The organism is Pleomorphochaeta sp. DL1XJH-081, from assembly GCF_049310885.1.
In the GTDB taxonomy this organism is placed as follows: domain Bacteria; phylum Spirochaetota; class Spirochaetia; order Sphaerochaetales; family Sphaerochaetaceae; genus CAYZJV01.
Window position 1 is genome coordinate 633,688 of the sequence record NZ_JBMDYO010000001.1, and the last position, 20,051, is coordinate 653,738.

Genomic DNA, 20,051 nt, shown 5'->3' on the forward strand with positions numbered 1-20,051 from the left:
GCAGGTATCCATCTGTTATCTTCATTTTACCCAATTTCTTTTTATATGATCGACAAAAGGCCGATAAGGAAGGATAGGTACTGGAGATTTCGTGAAGATATCGGGAACCAGAACGAAGTACCCACTGAAGATGACAACTCTTGTCCTTCCTCTATATGCGGTCAGCCTACTTCTTCCCACCCTAATCATAAGGGAAAACAGAATCTCTACGGAAATCCCTCTCAATATTACAGCATTGGGCATCCCCTTCGCATCGCTACTGTTTGCTCCTCTCTTTCTCATGATTATTTACGCAGTATGGAATAATAAGTTCTCTGAAAAGCATATCCCAGGATTGGCTGCGGCATTGGGCATCCTACTCCCGCTCCTCGTAATGGCGGAATATGGATCTCAAGCGGCTCTCAAATTAGGAACATTCGCTCGATACAGCCCATCTGGTGGGTTCTATATCTCGATTATTGCTTCTTTGGTCATCTACCTCATGAAACCGAAATTGGAATGGAGCGATTATCTTGGAATTTCTATAGTCATCATTATCACCATTCTCATGTACAGCTCAGGAATCTTCAATCGCATGGGCATGGTATTGGAAGCAAAGAATCTTGGACCGCGACTGTACAACGAGACAATTGCTCATATACGCTTAACAACAATCAGCATAGGTATAAGCGTAATCATCGGGATTCCTATTGCTTTTGCCAGTTACCAAAGCAGTCGATTAAAGAAAATGGTATTCCCAATCCTCAATGTACTACAAACAATTCCGGGAATCGCCCTTTTCGGATTACTCATCGCTCCATTGGCGGCTCTTTCACAAGCCTTTCCGGTTTTACGATCATGGGGAATCAAGGGAATCGGAAACACACCAGCAATCATCGCATTGAGCATGTATGCACTCTATCCCATAATCCGTTATAGTTTTACAGCATTTTCCAGTATTGAATCCTCTGTAATCCTTGCAGCAAAGGGAATTGGAATGAGCCAGAAGCAAGTCTGGAAACTAGTTCGGTTTCCGCTTTCAACTCCTGGTGTTCTTCATGGAGTTCGTGTTGCAATGGTACAAACCATCGGCAATGCTACACTGGCGAAACTGATTGGAGGAGATGGTTTGGGTGTATTAGTCTTTGAAGGTTTGGGGCAGGCTTCGGTAGATATGGTACTTTTAGGCATGCTTCTCATCATTGCCCTTACCCTAGCATCCGACAGAATCTTTCAAATCGCAATTTTCTTTCTTACTCCAAAAGCATTACGCAGGGGGAAATAATGGAAACATTGAAGAACCATCCCACAATCGCGGAAACCACAACATTTCTTAAAACTGACAAGATCACAGTCCGTTATGGAAATACGGTCGCACTTCAGGATGTAACTTTATATATCCCTGCAAATCGAGTAACTGTTCTGATCGGTCCCAGTGGATGTGGAAAATCGACCACACTTCGCTGCTTGAACGCTCTGGTAAAACCTCTTTCCGGACATATTGAATATCATGATCTACCGACCCAAGCCTTGGGAGAGACCGATCTTCGCCGCAGTATGGGTTATGCGATCCAGTCTGTAGGCTTGATGCCTCATATGACGGTTGAGGAGAACGTGGACCTGGTTCCAAAATTACTTGGTTGGAGGAAAAACTCAAGAACTGAGCGCGTCTCAAGACTACTGAAATTGGTTCGCATGGATCCAGATGTCTATAGGAATAAATACCCTGACGAACTCTCTGGAGGAGAAGCTCAACGGGTAGGTGTAGCCCGTGCACTTGGTGCAGATCCACCAGTATTGTTGATGGATGAACCATTCGGGGCTGTTGACCCTCTTACGCGGGAACAACTGCAGAATGAGTTCATCAGGATACAAAGGCAACTGAAGAAGACTGTTGTCTTTGTAACCCATGATATCGATGAAGCAGTACGACTAGCAGACTATCTCGTGATCATGAAGGATGGAATTATTGTACAAGCCGATTCACCTGAGCATATCCTGGCAAATCCAGCGGATACATTTGTTGAGCGCTTTCTCGGACCAGATCGATCCCTCAAGAGGCTTACCCTTTTTACCGCAGATCGCTGTATGGATAAGGCTATATCGGTACACGATTCGGATGGTAAAGAGAATCACAACGATGATACATCCTGTTGCCACTGGGTAGTAGATAAGAACGGATGTCCCGTAAGTGGCCGTGCTTGGATCCAAGGGAAATTCGTTGAACGGCAGATCAACAGCGATACCCATACGGTACAAACCTATTCATCGCTAAAAGAGTGTATGTCTTCTATCCTCAGTCTAGGACTTACAGCAGCTCCAGTCGTAGATGATGATGGACGCTTATGTGGGGAGGTACGTTTTGAAACTATCCAACGTATCAGCATCTCGTAAGATAATGATCAAGAGTCTTATCGCTCTCGTATTCCTCCTTTTAGCATTGGTTTTATACATCTATTCCGAAACAGTCCAAAGTACAATTTTATCTCTCGTTTTCCCCTCTGAAACCCAATTCACTCATAGTAGGAAAAGTGTGCTGGAAATGACAGGATCACACCTTCTTCTAACCTTGGGTGCAACTGGTTTGTCGGCTTTCGTAGGAACAGTAATTGGTGTCCTGGTGACAAGAAAAGGAGGCGAAGATTTCCAACAGTTGGTAGTCAAATTGAATGCTTTTATCCAAACTTTCCCACCATCCGCAGTTATTATCCTAGCTTTTCCAGTCCTCGGGTTCGGATGGCAACCAGCTCTTCTGGCAATGTTTCTCTATTCGTTGTTTCCCGTCTTGGGAAATACCGTTGTCGGGTTCAGATCGGTAAGTGATGCGATAAAGGATTCTGCAAGAGGTATGGGCATGACACCCGTCCAACAGCTTTGGATAGCAGAATTCCCCCAAGCTTTCCCCATGATAATTACCGGTATTCGACACAGCTATATCCTAAATCTAGGAACAGCAGCTATAGCGGCAGTCATTGGAGGAGAGGGCTTGGGGACTATTATTATAAGTGGTCTCACATTAAGGAATTCTGCATTGGTGCTTAGCGGTACAATCGTGATAAGCCTACTTGCTTTCATTGGTGAACAGGTATTCCATATCGTTGCAAAGAAGTACCGAACCTCCGAAACTACATGAGACCCGAGATGAGGTATGTCGTATATCCGATATAGGCACTGAGTAAGAGGATGCCTTCGAATCGGTTGATCCTACCCTTTCCATAGGGAAAACGATATCCAATGACGAACAGCGATAGAGTCAGCGTTCCCATGACGACCATATCACGGGTAAAGATCTCTCGCCCAACCTCCATAGGATGGATAGATCCGGCCAGCCCAACTACCGCAAGTGTATTGAACAGATTAGATCCCAATACGTTTCCCAAAGCTATGTCGTGTTCGTTTTTACGTATTGCAGCCAAGGAAGAGGCAAGTTCCGGTAATGATGTTCCTACGGCAACGATAGTCAAACCAATAATGAGATCATCAACGCCAAGAGTATGTGCGATATCCACCGCACCCCAAACCAATAACCTTGCGCTCCCGATCAGAAGAACTAGACCGAAAAGCATCCACCACAAAGCCTTCTTCGGTTTAAGGTGTGCTCCTGCCAATGATTCTTCAGTCTCTACTGCCAAGGCATCGGGATTTTTTGACATACCTTGTTTAACACTCCACCCCATCAATAGGAAGAACAGCGCTAAAAGGAGAACGGACTCCCATCGGGTAATCTGGCCATCATAGACAACCCATGCAGAGAGTATGGTGACTAGAGATAGAAGGGGTAATTCATTCCTCAATATCCGTGATTTGACGGTTATGGGACTAATTATCGCAGTCAATCCCAAGATTAGTGCAATATTGGTTATATTGGAGCCGTATGCATTTCCCAAAGCGATTCCAGGACTACCCTGCAACGCAGATTGTACAGAAACTATCATTTCTGGAGAAGATGTCCCGAAACCGACAATCACCATACCTATCAATAGCGGAGGCATTCCGAAGTGGTGGGCTAATGCGGAGGAACCGTCGACAAAGCGATTGGCGCTCCAGATCAATATAAGGATACCAATGACTATAGCTAAAATTGGAATTATCACGGGACAAACTATAAGAAAATTGGTAGTGGTGTGTCAAATGGGAGAAATGTGAATATGTCATTTTATGCAACCCGAAGAACAGTTTGTATACATACTTTTCATATCTTTCATTTTTTTCTATGGGATTGCCATAATTACCTGTGTTAAACTTGTAAAATATCTCTGAATAGGGCAAAGTGGGGCGGCACAATTTTGTGGTACCCCTCCCCACTAGGGAATCATAGGAGGTTGCTCCATGCAAAACAAAGAAATAAAGGATATTCCTTTTGCATCGGAACTACGTACATATGTTCAAGACTCCAAGACTTTCTACTGTATGCCTGGGCATAAACAAGGGAAAGGTGCACCCGAATTCCTTAAACAGATCTGGGGAGATAAAGTTTTTTCCTATGACATCACCGAAGTTTCCAAAAGCGATGTCCTTGCATTCCCGAAGAAGGGACTGAAATTTGCACAAGAACGGGCATCCAAGATCATGGGAGCTCAGCGGACATGGTTCCTGGTAAATGGTTCATCAGTAGGAATCCATGCCATCCTTGGAGCTTTGGTAAAACCTGGCGAAAAAGTTTTGGTACATAGAGAATGCCATAAGGCTGTTCTCATGGGCTTGGTTTTCTCTGGTGCAGTACCTATCTATCTTGAGCCGGTGCCAAACCTTCCAGAATATGCCTATGGCTCTGTGTATTTGGGAAAGGTAGAAGAATTACTTTCTCAGCATGATATCAAATTAGTTATGGTTACCAGCCCAAACTACTTCGGAATCAGTTTGGACATTGCAGCAATGGCCGAAATCTGCCATAAACACGAAACTCCGTTGTTTGTCGATGAAGCACACGGAACCCACTTCGCTTTCCATCCCGATCTTCCCTCCTCAGCATTGGAAGCCGGAGCAGACTATTCTGTCCAATCCATGCACAAGACATTGGGAGGTCTCTACCAGACTGCTTTACTCCACTCATCAGGTCGCGAACCAGAAGCCGATGAGAGGATTGATTTAATGCTTTCAATGCTCCAAAGCACCTCTCCCAGTGCACTTTTCCTCATGAGTATCGATGCTGCGCTGGCAGAAGCTGAAAAATTGGGAAAACAGCGGTATGGCGACCTTCTGGAGATGCTTACCTATCTCAGACCAGAATTACACTCTAGTGAATTCATCGTAGTGGAACCTCCTGATGGTGTCCTTTTTGCTGGCGGTTTTAACAACTTCGATCCGCTTAAACTTATTTTCCGTAGTGCTGAAAGGGAAGAGATAAACTTGATTCGAATCAAGGAACTTCTATCCGAAAAACATGGTATCGAAATAGAACTGGCAGGAGAGAAACACCTGTTGCTTACTCTCTCTCTCGCAGATGCTGTGGATTTGGAACAAACAAGAGAAAAACTCATCTACTTTTCCAAGACAATCGAACAATTGGTAATCGATGGATACGGAGATGTAGAGGAAGAGGATGATTTTGTCGACAATCGAGAACTCCCGATATTCGAGATGACCCCAAGAGATGCTTACTATGCTCCAAAAAATCCCGTGATCTTATCAGAGGCAGAACATGCCATTTCAGCGAGTATGGTATGTATTTATCCTCCTGGCTTTCCTCTAATAATTCCAGGGGAAAGGATCAATGATGCCGCAATACACAAGATATACCATGATCATGGTCTGGGGTTCACAATCATTGGAATTGAGGAATTCGATGGAGAGCTGCATATAGATGTTATTGATGGCTAGAAAAATTTAACATTATTCAACAAAAAGTTTTAATTGTATTTTCCAGCGTGTGGGATATACTGGAGTAGCCTCGTCCTTGCGATGAGGCTGTGGGAGTATTTCGCACATGGGAAACAGGGAAGGAAACGTATTTCGCAATGGTAAATTCAGGCGACCCAGAATGTCCAGAAGGGCAAAAAAGGATGTTTGGGCATTTATTGGATTTACCGCCCCAAATTTCATACTCCTTGGCCTTTTTATTTTCTGGCCAATAATCTACAGTCTCTATCTCAGCTTCTTCAAATGGAATATGATCTCTCCCAAGAAGACATTCATTGGAATGAACAACTATACAGCACTGTTCCAAGATCCGGTCTTTTGGCAGGTTACGCGCAATACCCTCATATTAGCGATTTTCACTGTAGTGTGTAAGCTGGGAATCGCATTAGGCTTAGCGATGCAATTGAATAAGAAACCAAAAGGGCAATCTGTGTATCGTGCTATCATATTCAGTCCAACTTTCACTACCAGCGTAGCAGTCGCCATGGTATGGACTTGGATATTCGAGCCAACATACGGGCTCTTCCGTTTCTTTTTCAAAGCATTTGGAATGGTCAGCCCCGACTGGATCCATAATGTAAACTGGTCCCTACCTGCAGTAATCATAGTCCTCATATGGAGTGGAATTGGTTATGATATGGTCATATTCCTTGCTGGATTGAAAAATATTCCTCAAGAAATTTACGACGCGGCACTGGTTGACGGAGTAACACCTTTACAAAACTTCCTGTACATCACATTCCCATTGCTTAGTCCAACAACTTTTTTCCTAACCGTTACATCGTTCATAGGGGCCCTGAAAGCTTTCGACATTATCGCCATCATGACCGATGGGGGGCCTATGAACAGTTCAAATGTTTATGTACTTTACCTCTATCAAAATGCATTCCAATGGTTCAAGACAGGCTTCGCATCAGCTTTAGCTCTAATTCTGTTTATTCTGATCATGGTAATAACACTTGCCCAAAACAGACTTTCCAAACGGTGGGTACACTATTAGGAGGATGACATGAAAACAGTAAAAAAAATGCATCCAACCTCATGGTATCTTGGGAAAGCCGGTTCTCACCTTTTGCTGGTCATTGCATCCCTTGTAATAGGGATACCTTTTTTCTGGATGGTGACAACTTCCATTAAAAGTCCTGCGGAAGTTGCTGTGTTCCCCCCTATCTGGTGGCCAGAAACAATACGTTGGGACAACTTCTCAACCGCTTGGGGATTAGCACCTTTTGGACGATTTTATATCAATAGTATCATTACCGCCTCTACTGGAGTCTTTCTTGAGGTCTCAATCGCCGCCCTCTCTGCCTATGCCTTTGCCCGTATAAAATTCAAATACCGAGACATCATGTTTCTTGTCATGCTTGCCGCAATGATGATTCCCAGTCAAGTAGCACTGATACCGAATTATGTAGTACTGAAACATCTGAAATGGATCAACACCTATCAAGGTATAGTAATTCCCCATGTCTCCAGCGTTTTTGGAGCCTTCCTGCTCAGACAATATTTTCTCTCTGTCCCTGCATCTCTCTACGATGCCGCTGAAATCGATGGTATGGGGCATGTAAAAACCCTTGTCTATATTGCACTTCCCTTGGCAAGGCCAGTGCTGGGTACTCTAGTCCTCTATCTTTTCCTTGCCAAATGGAACAGTTATTTATGGCCTTTGATTGTAACTAATACACAAAACATGCGAACCTTGCCAGTCGGATTGGCAATGGTGCGGACTGCCGAATATGCAATTGGTCCTGAACACCTTATGGCAGCCTCCCTCTTTGTTTTGGTTCCACCGCTTATCGTCTATTTCTTAGCTCAAAAGCAGCTGATAGAAGGCATCGCAACTGGTGCCGTAAAGGGATAGAAGGGTATTGGAAGCTAATGATAGAGACCGTTATACGGTTTCTTGAGAAAACTTAAGGAGGTTTTCATGAAAAAGTTTCTCATTATCATGTTGGTCGTTCTGATCGTAGGTTCGACCACACTTTGGGGTGCAGGAGCAGCAGAACAGGCTCCTGAAGGGCCAGTTAAAATTGTTTACTGGAGAAGTTTGACTGGTGTAGCAGGAGAAGCACAGGAGGAACTGGTCGCTCGATTCAATGAATCCCAAGACGATGTGATTGTAGAGGCTCAATTCCAAGGAGCTTATGCAGAACTACTACAAAAACTTCTCGCAGCAATGGCAGCAGGAGAAGTTCCCGATGTAGTTCTACTCGATTCACCGTTCGTCGCTCTTTTTGCAAAGGACGGAGCCTTGGTTGAATTGGACCGATTCGTAGATTCCGATTCATCGTTCGATATTGATGACTACATTCCAGGTCTGATTGCGGATGGCTACTACGACGGTACATTATTCGCACTCCCGGTGATGCGCAGTACTCCTCTCCTGTATGTGAATGGAGATATGTTTGCCGAAGCAGGACTTCCTAGACGAGCTCCAAAAACCTGGGACGAATTCAGGGAATTCAGCAAGAAGGTAAGCAAGTACAATGTAGCAGGAGAGCCAATCCAACTTGGGGCTGGATTCACTATGGGTCAAACAAGCGCCCACTGGTATTTCCAAGGAGCAGTCTATGCTTTCGGAGGCTTGGTCTCGGATGAAGATTTCAATATCCACTTGACCGAGGAGCCTGCTATCAAACTTGCAACGCTATGGCAAGATATGGTTTTCAAAGATAAGACTGCGATGCCCTCAAATAGTCACGATGACTTCCTGAATAAGAAAGTTGCCATGGTCTTTGGTTCAACAGGAAGTATGGGAAATCTGTTAGGACGGGCCGATTTTGAAGTGATTCCAGCATTTATGCCTGGTCAGGTACAGAATCTGGTCCCTGTTGGTGGATCGGTTCTGGCGATGACCAGTAATGACAAATGGCGGCAGGATGCGGCATGGAAGTTTATGAAATATATGACCAGTGCAGAGGCCAACTCCCATATAGTGATCAAGACGGGATACATGCCAGTAAGTAAATCATCCATGGAGTATCCAGATACAGTCGCTTACTATGAAGCAAATCCTATACGCAAAGTTGCCGTCGATCAATTGCAATATACGAGACCGCAAGCAAGCGTGATTTCTTTAGGCAAAGGTACAGAAATCCTGAGACAGATGATCGAAAAGCTCCTAATAGGTAATATGGATGTAAGGAAGGTCATGCAAGAGACCTCCGCCGACTTGACCAAGGAATATAATGAGTCGTTCAAGTAGAGATCCATTGATTAGGAATCAGTTCGTGCCGGTGGTCGTATATGCGACCGCCGGTCCCCTTCTGTTGCTTATAGCTCTTCTCTCGTTCTTGATAGGATGTAATTCCATGAACAAAACACAACAGCCATTGCTTGTAGCCCATCGGGGAGGATCCGCACTCGCGCCAGAAAATACGTTGGCTGCCTTCGCACTTGGTCTAACCTACCAACCGGATATGGTAGAACTAGATATCCATCTGAGTAAGGATGGACAACTAATAGTCATGCATGACCCATTATTAGAACGTACAACAGGTAGAGTTGGAGCAATCGCCGATTATGATAGCAAGACATTGCAGACTTTCGATGCAACAGCGACATTCCCAGTTGATCATCAATTCGGGTTCCAGAAAATACCTACCTTAGAAGAGGTTATCGATTTGGTTGAAACACAGACAGAGGGTAAAACCGGTTACCAGATTGAGATTAAATTGCGAAGCGATGGCCTTCGATATGAAAAAATAGAGGAAACTGTAATCGCTGTTTTAAAAGCGAAGGAGATCATTGATCGAACTATTATCATCTCGTTCGATTTTCCCACTCTTGAGTCCATAGGGCAAAAAGAATCCTCCATCAAACTAGGTGCGCTAATCAGCAAAGGCTATTTTACCCAAATTGGCACAAAAGGCCCTAAAGCAATCGCTGATGAGATGAAAAAACTTGGTGTCGATTACGTTGCGGTCAACTATAATTATCTGAATCCAACACTCTACAAGGTACTTAAAGAACAAGACCTTGGTATTGGCGCATGGACTGTAAATGAGAAGGCGGCAATGCAACGGATTGCAGCTATGGGTGTGGACTTCATTACTTCAGATTATCCAGATTTATTGCGGGCAACACTCGTCGAATAGATAGGAATCGATCGCCTGTGCACACCTTCGTCCCGAATCGATTGTTCTTACAACCAATGAGGCCCCTGTGATTGCGTCCCCAGCTGCGAAGACCTTATCGACAGAAGTGCGGAAGTTTTGATCAATTGCGATATTCCCCCTTTCGTCAAGTGAGAGCCCAAAGCTTTCGACCAACGGAGATTGCTGGTTGCCACTAAAACCCATACTCAATAATACGAGATCGGCATCAAGAGAGAATTCACTTTGAGGAATCTCTTCAAATCCTTTATCTGACCATTGGAGTCGGACACATGTAAGTTTCTTCACCTGTGTTCCATCTCCCACGAACTCTTTCGAACCAATACTCCACAACCTGTCGCAGCCCTCTTCATGGGAAGAGGATGTTCTCAGTATCTTAGGCCATTGGGGCCACGGGTTATCGGAGGTCCGTTCATGAGGAGGTTGTGGTAGCAACTCGATCTGGGTGACCGATGCACAGCCCCTTCGGATCACCGAACCGACACAATCGGAGCCAGTGTCTCCTCCTCCTATGACAACAACATGCTTACCTTTAGCATCTATCAGCTCATCTTCTCCAATCTCGTCACCCAATACCAATCGAGTTTGTTGTGTAAGAAAGTCGACGGCCTGATAAATTCCGCCCTGTTGTCTTCCGGGAATATCTAGATCCCGTGGTGTAGGGGTTCCCGTCGTCAAAAGGATAGCATCGAATTTATCTAGAAGGTATCGTGGAGAAATATCGGAGCCAACTTCGACTTTCGTCTCGAACAATACCCCCTCGGCACCCATTTGCTCCAGTCTTCGCTCGATAACCCATTTTTCCAACTTGAAATTGGGAATACCATACATGAGCAATCCACCGATTCTGTCCGATTTCTCAAAGACGACCACTTCATGGCCGGATCTCCGTAATTGTTGTGCAGCGGACAGTCCAGCTGGACCTGAGCCCACTACTGCAACTCGCTTTCCACTCGGTTTCAGGGGTGGTTTCGGTAGTATCCATCCTTTGTCCCATGCATGTTCAGCAATCTGCATCTCAATATGTTGACAGAGTGATGGTGCAAAATTTACTGCCAAGGTGCAGGCAGCTTCACAGAGTGCTGGACAAACCCGACCTGTAATTTCTGGGAAATTGTTGGTACTGTGGAGAATTTCCAAGGCTTCACGCCAGTTACCATCAGCTACCGATTCAGTATAGTCAGGAACTCGATTCCCTAATGGACATCCATACATATGGCAGAAGGGGACTCCGCAATCCATACAACGATTGGCTTGGTCAGCCACAGAATCTTCGGGTAAGGATAGCTTAACTTGAAAGAAGTCACTTACCCGGCTATCTATTGGGCGATAAGGTGGATCTGTACGATCGATAGTTAAAAAACCGTCAAGCTTTGCCATGATAGACCTCCTCTGTTGCCGATATGGTTTCATCATCCCTGTATTCATTCAATTTCATCCGCTCCAATACCTTCCTATATTCAATAGGAACAACCTTCACAAATAGAGGGTATTGGGCTTTCCAATCATCCAAGATATTCATGGCCACTCGGCTTGCAGTTAACTGGGCATGTTGTTCGATCAGATTCTTCAGAGTGCTCCGATCTTCCCTATCCCACACGCCTTCCAATTCGACCATATCGAGATTGCACCGTGTGTCAAACATCTCTGTAGGATCATATACGTAGGCAACACCTCCACTCATTCCTGCTGCAAAATTCTTACCCGTGAAACCAAGAACCACGACTGTTCCCCCAGTCATATATTCACATCCATGGTCACCGAGACCTTCGACTACGGCAGTCGCTCCACTGTTACGAACCGCAAACCGTTCACCAGCCATCCCACTGATAAAGACTTTGCCGGATGTTGCGCCGTACAAAGCTACGTTCCCACAAATGATATTACGATCGGAACGGAATCGAGCATTATCTGGAGGAAGGAGTACGATCGATCCTCCACTCAGACCTTTACCCAAATAATCGTTTGCTTCTCCCTGCAATCGAAGTGCTAGGCCAGGTGTTATAAAAGCGCCAAAACTTTGTCCAGCCGATCCTTCGAAATTCAGGTTCAAAGCACCATCGGGAAGGCCCTCGTTTCCAAAATATGAGACAATCTTACCACCAAGAGCCGCTCCGACAGTCCTATCGGTATTTGCAACCGAAAGATTGATAGTCTTTGGTTTTGGGTTAGCCCAAAACAATTGAAGACGATGTTCTATATGTCGATCCATTTTTGTTTGATTTTCAGGAGCTCGCTTCCCACAATAATGGAGAGGTTCACCCAGGTGAACATGATCCGATCGGAGCATGGCATCCAATTGTATCAAGGCAGTCCGCTTACGCTCTGGATTAGGCCGCAGAGTCAACAGATCGACACGTCCCACCATTTCCTCTACCTTCTTGAAGCCTAGCTGAGCCATATACTCACGAAGTTCCTGTGCGACAAATCGAAGGAAGTTCACAATAAAATCTGCTTTCCCGTGAAACAATTTTCGTAATTCGGGATCCTGGGAAGCAACACCGAAAGGACAGGTGTTGAGATGACACTTACGCACCATCATGCATCCAAGAGTAATGAGCAAGGAGGTTCCAAAACCGAACTCTTCCGCACCAAGTAATGCTGCTATGGCAAGATCTCTGCCGGTCTTGAGATGTCCATCCACTTGCACGATCACTTGTTCGCGCAATTTATTTACAACCAAAGCCTGTTGTGTCTCAGCCAACCCTAATTCCCAAGGCAAACCTGCGTGTCGAATAGCTGTCAACGGGGAGGCTCCCGTACCACCATTCTGCCCCGAAATGAGGACTCGATGGGCTTTTGCTTTCACAACACCGGAAGCAATGGTACCTACACCTGCTTCTGAAACCAGCTTCACCGAAATCTCAGCCTTTGGATTCACCTTCTTCAAATCGGAAATCAATTGGGCCAGATCCTCAATTGAATAAATATCATGATGGGGAGGAGGAGATATGAGTGTAACCCCTGGAACCGTATGGCGGATCTTTGCGATATACGGTGAAACTTTATTTCCTGGGAGCTGGCCACCCTCACCCGGCTTTGCGCCCTGTGCCATTTTTATCTGTAGCTCATCGGCACTCATAAGATACTGGGTAGTTACGCCAAAACGACCGGAGGCTATCTGTTTGATCCGCGATCTTATAGAGTCCCCATTGGGGAGCATTGCTGTCCTGGAAGGATCCTCACCACCCTCGCCACTATTGCTCTTTGCCCCAAGCCTATTCATGGCAATAGCTACCGTCTCATGGGCCTCCTTGCTTATGGAACCGATTGACATGGCTGCAGAAACGAACCGTTTGGTGATCTCTTCAACAGGCTCCACTTTATTGATATCTATCGGCTTCCCACCGATAAAATCGAGTAGACCTCGAAGCTCACCATTGTTCCTATAGGAAGAATCCATGAGCGTGGAAAATTGTTTGAATAGACTATAGTCATTCGCTCTGGTAGCTTGCTGAAGAAGGGTAATAGCCTGGGGAGACCAATAATGAGCCTCTGAGCCACGCCGGAATCGATACGATCCTCCCGGCTCCCGAAGGGTTGGTGGTAGACTTTTTTCAGGAAAGGCCTGATGGTAACGATGCATGATATCCTCGGTCAACTCTGCGAGACCGATTCCTCCAATTCTTGATATCGTTCCTTGGAAATAGCTATCAATGATCTGTGCACCCAACCCCACGGCTTCAAATATTTGGGTATTGAAGAAACTATGCAGTGTGGAGATTCCCATTCTACTGAATGTCTTAAGTAGTCCCTTTTTAACTGCATTCACATAGTTGTCCGCAGCTACTTCGGGTGTGAGATGTCCCAATTTACCCTCCTCGGCTAATTGTCTCACTGTAGAAAATGCGATATAGGGTGAAATGGCATCACAGCCGAAAGCAAGGTGTAAAGCATAATGGAAAACCTCCCTGACCTCTCCTGTCTCAATAATTATTCCAATACGACCTCTCAATTTCCGATCCAACATGTATTGGTGAAGCCCAGAGACAGCCAAGAGCGATGGAATGGGGACCCTACCCTTTCCAGCCTTGGTGTCACTGAGGATGATCAACGATGAGCCGTGCTGTGCATGAAATTCTGCCTCCCTGCAAATCCGATCCATGGTCATACGGACAACTTCACCTTCCGCGTCGGCCGCAAAGGTAATATCGATATCGACCGGTCTCAGATCTTGGTGGGTATTGTTCCTGATTCTAACCATATCCCTAGCACTGAGAACAGGATGGTTCAGCTTAAGGCTTCTGTATTGTCTTTGGTCGATATCCAATGGATTGCTCTCATTTTCAATATAGCTTTCCAAAGACATCATCAATTGTTCCCGCAGCGGGTCTATCGGAGGATTTGTTACCTGAGCGAACATCTGTTTGAAATAGGAAAAGAGAAGATGACTATGTTCATTGAATACTGCCAACCCGGTATCGTTTCCCATGGACCCGATCGCTTCCTGCCCCTGGGCGGCCATGGGAGTGATGATCGTCTTCAAATCTTCATCTGTATAGCCAAAGAGGACCTGTTTCTCCAACAACTCCTGTTTCTCGATCGATGGAACACCAGAGGGTGCGAACAAGCCCCGTAATTCTATCCTGCTATCCTTGACCCATCGACGGTAAGGATATTGACGGGATAGTTTTGCCTTAATCACATTGTCGGGAACAACGCAATGCCGTTTCAGATCAACGAGAAACATTTTCCCTGGATGTAAACGGCCCTTGACACGTATCTGATCCACAGGTAGGTCAATCACCCCGGTCTCGGAAGCTAGGATTACCAACCCATCTTGGGTAATCGTATAGCGGGCTGGTCGTAGACCGTTCCTATCAAGAGTCGCCCCTACGTATCGTCCATCCGTGAATACAACGGCAGCGGGGCCATCCCATGGTTCCATGAGTATGGAGTGGTATTCGTAAAACGCTCGTTTGTCTGCGCTCATTTGAATCTCAGGAGAGTATGCTTCGGGAATCATCATCATCATGACATGGGGTACACTCCGGCCAGCGGCGGAAAATAGTTCAAGTACATTGTCGAATACCGCCGAGTCGCTACCCGTATCATCTATGATCGGTGTAATGGCTTGCAGATCATCACCAATCAACTTTGAGGACATGAAGCCTTCTCTCGCCCGTTGCCGGTTGACATTCCCTCTGAGCGTGTTGATCTCTCCATTGTGAGCGATATGTCGAAATGGTTGAGCCAAGCGCCATTGGGGAAGTGTATTGGTGCTGAAACGAGAGTGCACAATACAGAAGGCACTGGAAAAATCGGGGTCTGAAAGATCCTGGAAGTATTGGGGGACTTGGTTCCCTGTCAACATACCCTTGTAGACTATAGAGGTGTGGGAAAGACTACATATATAACATGCATCGGTCTCTCCGTCTAATGCCTTTATTGCCTTTTCCATCTTTCTCCTTAGAACAAAAAGCTTTCTCTGGACTCCCTCTCCAAGGTTAGTATCAAGTGAGAGGAAAAATTGCTGTATTGATGGTTCGGTCTCGGCTGCGAACAATCCAAGTATCTCGGAATTTACCGGAACTTCCCTCCAACCAAGCAAGGGAAATCCCTCATCTTCACTCAATTTTTGTATCAAGTCGACACATCGTTCGACTATACTCCCTGTTTTAGGCAAGAACAACATTCCCACAGCATAGGATTCAATTTCGGAAGGGAGTAGTTCAGGCACCTTCTTTCGAAGAAAGGAATCGGGGATCTGTACCATCACCCCTGCTCCATCTCCAGTCTTGGCATCGCCACCAACCGCACCTCGATGCTCCATATGTTGAAGCACTTCAAGGGCGTTGGAGACAATGGAATGGCGGGCGACCCCGTCTAGATGGGCAATAAATCCCACACCACAGCTATCGTGGTCGAATTCGGTACGGTAGAGACCATACGACCCGGTTCGTATGGTTTGATTTCGTAATGACGTACAGTTCTTTACTTGTTGTGGTTGTTGCATAGATCCTCACATGGCTTTCAAAGGTGGAATAACATATCTTCGTAGGAAGGATAGGGCCAATACGATTTCTCTGTCAGACGTTCGAGTTCATCAACATGGCTTCGCAAAATCTCCATTACTGGTACCACCTTCCCATGATAGTATCTAGCTTCCTCCAAAGCGTCTCCTTTTGTTTCCAACACATCTACAAGAGTCTGTTCCAAGGATTCCAATGCATCTAACGCAGATTCGATATGATCGAAAAGATTTTGAGCCAGAGTCTTCTGCGAACGAGGAGTCATACCGAAAGACATTTGAGCTTCCATTGTAGACAAAAGGTCCTTTAGATACCGGTTTGCTGCTGGAATAGCCCTCCGTTTCGCCATTTCAACCATAAGGCCAGCCTCAATATGCAGTTGTCCGGAGTACGTTTCCAGATAGATCTCTTTCCTGGAATGTAGTTCGGCAGCGGTGAAAACCCCATGTTTCCCAAACAATTTGGTATACTCAGGATCATCCAAATGTGACAAAGCCTCTACGGTATTCGTGAGATTTGGTAACCCCCGATTAGAGGCGATTTCTAGCCAATCGGGTGCATAACCATTGCCATTGAATATGATTCGCTTATGACTGGTATAGAATTCTTTTATGATATGCTTGACTTCGGTCAGCGTATCATCGGCTTGTTCTAATCTTGTCGCGACTTCAGAGAGAACCTCAGCAACCGCTACATTCAGCATCGTATTGGGACTGGCAAGCGATTGGGAACTTCCTACCATCCGGAACTCAAACTTATTACCAGTGAAAGCAAAGGGGGAAGTACGGTTACGGTCGGTATCATCCATAGGGAAAGTCGGAATTGTCGTTAACCCTAATTCTACCAACTTTCCATCCCTTTTCACTAACGGACGGTCCTCTGCGATACAGTCGAGGATTTCTGTGAGCGTATTGCCAAGATATAGGGAAATTACTGCAGGAGGAGCTTCATTCGCACCTAGTCGGTGATCATTTCCACTTGTAGCTGCCGACAACCTCAGTAATGTGCCATAGGTATCGACAGCCTTGATGACCGATGTGAGAAAGAGGAGGAATTGTACATTTTCCCCTGGGCTATCGCCAGGACCGAGGAGATTTTGACCATCATCGGTACCGATAGACCAGTTGTTGTGTTTTCCAGATCCATTGACACCAGCAAATGGTTTTTCATGGAGCAATGCAACCAATCCGTGATGGCGGGCTACATTCTTTATAACCTCCATGAGCAACTGATTGGTATCGGTGGAGATATTGGCCGATTCGTAGATAGTCGCAATCTCAAATTGGTTGGGTGCTACTTCATTGTGCTGGGTCTTGGCTGATATACCGAGTTTCCAAAGTTCGTAGTTAAGTTCTTTCATGAACAACCCGATCCTCTCCTTGATTGCCCCAAAATAGTGGTCATCCATCTCCTGTCCCTTGGCACTCATCGTTCCAAAAACAGTCCTACCACTCAGTCTGAGATCAGGCCGTTGATCATAGAATTTTTCATCGATTAGGAAATATTCCTGTTCAGGTCCCACATTAGTGAAAATACGGGTACAGGTGGTATTGCCAAGAGCACGAATCACCCGTAAGGCCTCTTTATTGATTGCAGACATAGACCGCAAAAGGGGCACTTTTTTATCCAACGCTTCCCCTGTATAGGAGATGAAAGCCGTAGGTATCGTCAAAGTTTTAACACCTTGCAGATCCTTAACCACTGCTGGAGAACTGGTATCCCAAGCGGTGTATCCCCGTGCTTCGAATGTAGCTCTAAGTCCTCCATTCGGAAAAGATGAAGCATCGGGTTCACCCTGTATCAACTCCTTCCCGGAGAACTCCAACAGTACCGAACCATCCGGTCGAGGAGAGATGAAAGAGTCGTGTTTTTCCGCTGTCAATCCAGTAAGAGGTTGGAACCAATGGGTAAAATGGGTAGCACCCCGCTCTATAGCCCAATCCTTCATAGCATTGGCGACGACCTCGGCAACTTGTGTAGATAATTTCTTGGACCCAGCTTGAACAGCCTTCAATTCATGGTAGACATTCCCTGGGAGTCGTTCCCGCATGACAGCATCACTGAAACAGTTTTCTCCGTAGACCTCCATCAACGAGGTTTTTGTGTAGTCGATACATTCGGACATGGCGTTCTTCTCCTATACGTAGTTTCATAAGAGATTGCAATATCCGTGCCAAGATATGTAATATATTTTATGGCAAATAATTGTTATAGAAACTCATAATTTGGGGCCTCATGACAACCTACAATTATGTAGGAATGAAGCCCCAAAACCTACCAATATGTAGGAACTATCCGATAGCACGTTCCCCAGTATCCCTATTCCTTATACGGATACATTCCTCTATTGAGAGAATGAAGATCTTGCCATCACCGATCGTATCAGTACCAGCTCCAGTGAGGATCGCTTCAATAGTAGATTCGGTAAAATCTTCATTCACCGCAATCTCTATTCTCAGTTTCTTCAGAAGATTCACCTCTACATCGACACCACGATACATTTCTGTGTATCCCTTCTGTTGTCCACATCCTAGGGCATTCGTTACAGAAATCTTGAAGATTTCACGTTTATACAACTCCTGCTTCACAGCATTGAGTTTTTCCGGTTGGATATATGCGATTATGAGTTTCATGGAGTTCTCCTTCTTACATTGTCGTGAAAATCTGAAAACCACTGTACGATTCGGCACTATGTTCCGACAAATCCAATCCTGCCAGTTCTTCACGCTGCTCAACCCGAAGTCCGATCGTCCTATTGATAGCATAGAATAATAACCCGGTTGTCAGCAGCACCCAACAGCCTACCGCCAAGGCACCCAAAGCTTGGATACCAAGCTGTGAGAACCCTCCTCCATAGAAGAGACCTCTGATATCGTCTGTAGCCCCGAAAAGTCCAACCGCGAGAGTTCCCCAAACTCCACAGACGCCATGGACACTGATAGCTCCCACAGGATCATCTATATGGAGTTTTTTATCTATGAACTCTACCGAAAAAACTACGAGAAGCCCGGCAACCAACCCAATAAGGATTGCCCCTAATGGTGTAACTACAGCTGTTGGAGCGGTGATTCCGACCAAACCTGCCAAAGCTCCGTTCAAAGACATGCTTACATCTGGTTTCTTGAATTTGATCCATGATACCACCATTGCACCTATGGCACCGCTAGAGGCTCCTAAGGTGGTCGTGACAGCAACAACTGCCATAGTCGCATCCGTACCACTCAAAGTGGATCCGGCATTGAATCCATACCAACCGAACCAAAGGATGAATACACCCAAGCTTGCTAGGGGAAGGTTATGCCCTAGGATTGCCTTCGATGAGACTTTACCGCCAATAGAGACATACTTACCTATTCGGGGGCCTAGGACTATGGCACCCATCAAAGCCGCCCAGCCTCCTACAGAATGAACAACGGTAGATCCTGCAAAATCATGGAATCCCAGTGAAGCCAACCATCCACCACCCCAGATCCAGTGTCCAGAAACCGGGTAGATTAGGCCTGAGATGATAATACTGTACAAAAGATAGCCACTGAATCTTGTCCGTTCGGCCATGGCGCCTGAAACAATTGTAGCTGCCGTCGCTGCAAAGACAACTTGGAACATCCAATCCCTATACAACAAGGAATCTGCACCACGAATAAGAAATTGGGAGAACCCAAACAGACCATTGACGGAATTCCCATACATCAGTGCCCAGCCGATAGCCCAGAACATGAGCGATCCTGCACAGAAATCCATAAGGTTCTTCATGATGATATTCCCCGCATTCTTTGCACGGGTCAGTCCCAATTCCACCATAGCGAATCCAGCCTGCATGAAAAAAACCAAAGCAGCTGACAGTAAAAGCCAAATCATGTCCAATGACTGCTGGTGGATAGCTACAGTAGCAGTAATGTCCGATGCAAATATCGATCCAGACCCTCCTACCACAAATAACATGATCCATAGATACTTTTTGCGCTTCATCATCCAACTCCTGTTTATTATGATAGCTCAGGCGATGCAGATGTCGTGCCAATTGTTCCAACTAGTTTGGAATTCGGAGAATTTTTAATAATTATTTGTTTTAATTATATATATTTATAAATTTCTATTATATGTATATGGAGTTAAGGATGAGCTC

At 45.5% G+C, this 20,051-nt stretch carries 14 protein-coding genes; 8 read left to right on the forward strand and 6 right to left on the reverse strand.

Annotated features, from left to right (window positions below; genetic code table 11):
• Positions 1-91 precede the first annotated feature (91 nt).
• The 3 genes from ACODJP_RS02930 to ACODJP_RS02940 are packed head-to-tail and all read left to right on the forward strand — an operon-like array spanning position 92 to position 3,112.
• Positions 92-1,264 (forward strand): ABC transporter permease, encoded by a 1,173-nt coding sequence (locus ACODJP_RS02930; RefSeq protein ID WP_422478286.1) that lies wholly within the window; start codon positions 92-94, stop codon positions 1,262-1,264.
• Positions 1,264-2,373: an ABC transporter ATP-binding protein gene (locus ACODJP_RS02935; RefSeq protein WP_422478288.1), complete on the forward strand. Its 1,110-nt coding sequence runs from the start codon at positions 1,264-1,266 to the stop codon at positions 2,371-2,373. Before ACODJP_RS02930 ends, ACODJP_RS02935 begins: the two co-directional genes overlap by 1 nt.
• Positions 2,342-3,112, forward strand: a complete 771-nt coding sequence (locus tag ACODJP_RS02940) for an ABC transporter permease (RefSeq protein ID WP_422478290.1) — start codon at positions 2,342-2,344, stop codon at positions 3,110-3,112. The genes ACODJP_RS02935 and ACODJP_RS02940 overlap by 32 nt, the downstream gene beginning before the upstream one ends.
• Here the strand turns inward: ACODJP_RS02940 and ACODJP_RS02945 are convergent.
• On the reverse strand, positions 3,105-4,073 hold the full coding sequence (locus tag ACODJP_RS02945; protein WP_422478292.1) for a calcium/sodium antiporter: 969 nt from the start codon (positions 4,071-4,073) through the stop codon (positions 3,105-3,107). The genes ACODJP_RS02940 and ACODJP_RS02945 overlap by 8 nt on opposite strands.
• Before the next feature lie 235 nt (positions 4,074-4,308).
• Here ACODJP_RS02945 and ACODJP_RS02950 point away from each other — a divergent pair, with 235 nt between their 5' ends.
• The 5 genes from ACODJP_RS02950 (at position 4,309) to ACODJP_RS02970 (ending at position 9,935) form a co-directional block, all read left to right on the forward strand.
• A complete protein-coding gene (locus ACODJP_RS02950; protein ID WP_422478294.1) occupies positions 4,309-5,799 on the forward strand; it encodes an aminotransferase class I/II-fold pyridoxal phosphate-dependent enzyme in 1,491 nt (496 codons plus the stop codon).
• 106 nt (positions 5,800-5,905) lie between these two features.
• Positions 5,906-6,838 carry a carbohydrate ABC transporter permease gene (locus tag ACODJP_RS02955; RefSeq protein ID WP_422478296.1) on the forward strand — a complete coding sequence of 311 codons (933 nt, stop codon included), beginning with the start codon at positions 5,906-5,908 and terminating at the stop codon, positions 6,836-6,838.
• A gap of 9 nt (positions 6,839-6,847) precedes the next feature.
• Entirely contained in the window at positions 6,848-7,699 is an 852-nt protein-coding gene (locus ACODJP_RS02960; RefSeq protein ID WP_422478298.1) for a carbohydrate ABC transporter permease, read from the forward strand.
• A gap of 66 nt (positions 7,700-7,765) precedes the next feature.
• Positions 7,766-9,043 (forward strand): ABC transporter substrate-binding protein, encoded by a 1,278-nt coding sequence (locus tag ACODJP_RS02965; RefSeq protein WP_422478300.1) that lies wholly within the window; start codon positions 7,766-7,768, stop codon positions 9,041-9,043.
• A 106-nt stretch (positions 9,044-9,149) separates the two neighbouring features.
• Positions 9,150-9,935 carry a glycerophosphodiester phosphodiesterase gene (locus tag ACODJP_RS02970; RefSeq protein ID WP_422478302.1) on the forward strand — a complete coding sequence of 262 codons (786 nt, stop codon included), beginning with the start codon at positions 9,150-9,152 and terminating at the stop codon, positions 9,933-9,935.
• On the opposite strand, the gene ACODJP_RS02975 is transcribed toward ACODJP_RS02970, so the two are convergent.
• From ACODJP_RS02975 to ACODJP_RS02995, 5 genes are all read right to left on the reverse strand, one after another.
• Complete coding sequence (locus ACODJP_RS02975; protein ID WP_422478304.1) at positions 9,909-11,333, reverse strand: glutamate synthase subunit beta; 1,425 nt, start codon at positions 11,331-11,333, stop codon at positions 9,909-9,911. The two genes, ACODJP_RS02970 and ACODJP_RS02975, sit on opposite strands and share 27 nt — an antisense overlap.
• Positions 11,320-15,909 (reverse strand): glutamate synthase large subunit, encoded by a 4,590-nt coding sequence (gltB, locus tag ACODJP_RS02980; RefSeq protein WP_422478306.1) that lies wholly within the window; start codon positions 15,907-15,909, stop codon positions 11,320-11,322. Before gltB ends, ACODJP_RS02975 begins: the two co-directional genes overlap by 14 nt.
• Before the next feature lie 17 nt (positions 15,910-15,926).
• Positions 15,927-18,050 carry a glutamine synthetase III gene (locus ACODJP_RS02985; RefSeq protein ID WP_422478308.1) on the reverse strand — a complete coding sequence of 708 codons (2,124 nt, stop codon included), beginning with the start codon at positions 18,048-18,050 and terminating at the stop codon, positions 15,927-15,929.
• A gap of 166 nt (positions 18,051-18,216) precedes the next feature.
• Complete coding sequence (locus ACODJP_RS02990; RefSeq protein WP_422478310.1) at positions 18,217-18,558, reverse strand: P-II family nitrogen regulator; 342 nt, start codon at positions 18,556-18,558, stop codon at positions 18,217-18,219.
• A 13-nt stretch (positions 18,559-18,571) separates the two neighbouring features.
• Positions 18,572-19,894, reverse strand: coding sequence for an ammonium transporter (locus ACODJP_RS02995; protein ID WP_422478312.1), 1,323 nt, complete (start codon positions 19,892-19,894; stop codon positions 18,572-18,574).
• Positions 19,895-20,051: the final 157 nt, after the last annotated feature.